This is a genomic window from Photobacterium sp. OFAV2-7 (genome assembly GCF_022347985.1).
Classification (GTDB): Bacteria; Pseudomonadota; Gammaproteobacteria; order Enterobacterales; family Vibrionaceae; genus Photobacterium.
This window is the reverse complement of sequence record NZ_JAKRFQ010000670.1, coordinates 1-3,008: the sequence shown is the minus strand read 5'-3', so window position 1 is coordinate 3,008 and position 3,008 is coordinate 1. Positions and strand designations below refer to the sequence as shown.

The 3,008-nt window shown below is 43.9% G+C and carries 5 protein-coding genes; 3 read left to right on the top strand and 2 right to left on the bottom strand.

Annotated elements, in window-relative coordinates; all coding sequences use genetic code 11:
• From MHN01_RS22795 to MHN01_RS22785, 3 genes are all read left to right on the top strand, one after another.
• A partial coding sequence (locus MHN01_RS22795; protein ID WP_239413633.1) for a carbohydrate porin occupies positions 1 to 122 on the top strand: 122 nt, incomplete at its 5' end.
• 19 nt (positions 123 to 141) lie between these two features.
• Complete coding sequence (locus tag MHN01_RS22790; protein ID WP_239413632.1) at positions 142 to 972, top strand: MalM family protein; 831 nt, start codon at positions 142 to 144, stop codon at positions 970 to 972.
• Positions 973 to 1,094: 122 nt separating this feature from the next.
• Positions 1,095 to 1,457, top strand: a complete 363-nt coding sequence (locus MHN01_RS22785) for a hypothetical protein (RefSeq protein ID WP_239413631.1) — start codon at positions 1,095 to 1,097, stop codon at positions 1,455 to 1,457.
• A gap of 67 nt (positions 1,458 to 1,524) precedes the next feature.
• Here MHN01_RS22785 and malG read toward each other — a convergent pair whose 3' ends face one another.
• Positions 1,525 to 2,415, bottom strand: a complete 891-nt coding sequence (gene malG, locus MHN01_RS22780) for a maltose ABC transporter permease MalG (RefSeq protein WP_239413630.1) — start codon at positions 2,413 to 2,415, stop codon at positions 1,525 to 1,527.
• Between the two features lie 11 nt (positions 2,416 to 2,426).
• On the bottom strand, positions 2,427 to 3,008 hold a 582-nt coding region (locus MHN01_RS22775; RefSeq protein WP_239413628.1), incomplete at its 5' end, for an ABC transporter permease subunit.

Below are 3,008 nucleotides of genomic sequence, written 5' to 3'. Positions count from 1 at the left end.
GGGCCCGTCCTGAGCTTCGAGTATATGCCAGTTACCTGAGTGATTATGAAAATGATGATGCTTTTGGAACCGGAAACGACACGGAATACAACCTTGGTATCCAGGTAGAAGCATGGTGGTAAACCAGATAGAGATCAGGGAATGATAAAGTCAAAAATCAGAACATTATGCCTATCGGTCGTTTTTGCTGCAGGCTGTGTATCAACAGCTGAAGTCAGCACTCAGGCAAAGAATCCTGCCAGTAGTAACGTCGCTGCTCCGGCAGAATTAAGCTGGCAGGAGCTAAGCCTCCCGATAGATATCAATTTTAAATTTGACGAAGAAAGTCAGGTACTGCTGGACGCTAACAGTACAGGTCCGGTAGCCAGTTTCATTATTCCAGTAGACAATAATCCTATCGACATGGCTCTAACAAGCCATGTCGATAACGAATTAACTCTTTATGTACCAAATATATTGATCACCAATTCCAAAGGAGAAAAGCTTTACCACATCAAATCAAATGAATTCAGATATATACCGGCAAGACTATTAGATGGCGATCAAGTCAAGACGCAATTTACCATTGCTCCACAGGTCGGAACACGACAAGTCAATGTATTGATCTACACCACTATCGAAGATCTAAAAGGTAGCACAACTATTATTCATCCAGCCAAAGCACTCGCGATCGGAAAAGGCAATCAGCCACCCAATATCCCTGATCTTACAGCAACGCATAGCAAGTATGGTCAACTCAGTTTAACTGTATCGTCAGCGAGTCCAACGCATCAACTTCCAATTCGCCCTACTCTAAATTATGAGCCGGCAAACAACGCCAAACATACCGATTATCTGAACTCTATACAATACAGCGTAGAGCAAGGTGATATGGATCATGCTATTACGTTACTGAATGAAGCGGAAAAACTTGGTATCCCTAATGCGAGAGCTACGTTTATCAATGCCGTTCAAAATCAAAGTGAGCAGTAAAGTGCAGAGTAACAGCTTGCTGTTATTTACGAGTTCTCTACCCTTTACAGAATCAGAAAATAATTGAAAGATCTTCGCTAGAGTCAGGTCTTCTTAGTCGTATACCTCCCCAAAGGATACCGATGACGATGAAGATTAGACTTATATTACTCCCATTGCTAGGTAGCAGCTTGCTTATTAGTCTTCCGGCCTTTGCTGATTTAAGAGACATTGGTCGATACGATTCCAAGGGACTTTATGAACCAGGCTACGTTAATTACCAGCATGCCAGAGAACGCAGCTCAACACCAGATGAAGATTCCAACCACTTGGATAAGATTGGATTTATAAATTCATCTGGTCATTATGAGCCGAATTATGTTAATTATCCTTCACCAACAAGCCAAAATGGGCACAATAAGACCGAGTTAGAACTGCTTACTGAAAAGGGGCACTACAACCAAAACGGTATTTATGAGCCAGGCTATGTAAATTACCGCCACTGAATGCATTTATTGAACAGCTCAGCTAATGCTCAATATTCCATTAGCTGGGTTAGATCATGTCTTTCAATTAACCTTTCACACCACCAGCAGTCAAACCACCGACTAAGAATTTCTGTGCCAACAGGAATACCGTAGTGATTGGAATTGCTGACAATACTGCCGCTGCGGCAAAGTCACCCCATAGGTAATTCTGAGGGTACAAGTACTGCTGCATACCCACGGCTAACGTATAGTTGTTTACATCAGTCAGCAATAGCGAAGCCACAGGCACCTCTGTCACCACACCAATGAACGACAGGATGAACACTACTGCCAAAATTGGTACTGATAATGGTAGCAATACAAAACGGAATGCCTGCCATGGTGTTGCACCGTCAAGTGCAGCCGCCTCTTCCAAAGACCTATCAATAGTCTCGAAGTACCCCTTGATAGTCCACACGTGTAGTGCAATACCACCTAGATAAGAAAAAATAAGGCCACCATGGGTATTCAACCCCAGAAACGGAATGTACTGTCCCAAACGATCAAATAATGCGTAAAGAGCGACCAGAGCAAGTACTGCCGGGAACATCTGAAAAATCATCATCCCTTTTAAAATAGCGCTCTTACCTTTGAAGCGCATACGAGCAAAAGCGTAAGCACTGGTTGTTGAAAGCGCAACGATAATGATTGAAGTAATACCGGCTACTTTAACCGTGTTCCACAGCCACAGCATTACTGGGAATGGCGGAGGTGTCACACTACCATCCCGGTTTTCGACAGGAAAGCCCAATGCGAGACGCCAGTGATCTAACGTTGGATCACTTGGGATCAACTCACCGCCTGCAAAGTTACCTTCACGAAATGAAATTGCTACGATCATCAACAGCGGGAAAATCATCACCCCCAGGAACAGGCACAAACCAATGTGTGTCGCCCATACCCGGTATTTTAATGATTTCGGTTGTACCATTGGCATGACGTTTCTCCTCAATCCTGCTCTAAAGCCGTCTTGGTAAACTTCAAGTTTAGTAGTGCCATACCACCAACCATCAGGAAAATAATGGTTGCAATTGCACCGGCCAATCCAAAGTCCTGACCGCCACCGCCTTCGAAGGCGATACGGTAGGTATAACTAACAAGCAAATCTGTGTAGCCCGCAGGCTCGGACGTACCTACCATGCTTGGTCCACCTGCCGTCAGTAGCTGAATCATGACAAAATTGTTGAAATTGAATGCAAAACTTGCAATCAGTAAGGGCGTTAGCGGTTTGATCAACATTGGCAATGTGATCTTGAAGAAATTTTGAATAGGACCTGCGCCATCAATCGCTGAGGCTTCGTACAAATCTTCAGGTATTGACTTCAGCAACCCCATACACAGGATCATCATATAAGGGAATCCAAGCCAGGTATTGACCAATACCACCATTATCCGAGCCATCATAGGCTCTGAGAACCAGGGGAGTTTCACGCTGAACAGCGCATCAAGCAGCATGTTAATTTCACCAAAGCTTTGGTTAAACAGGCCTTTAAAAATCAGAATTGAGATAAACGATGGTACTGCATATGA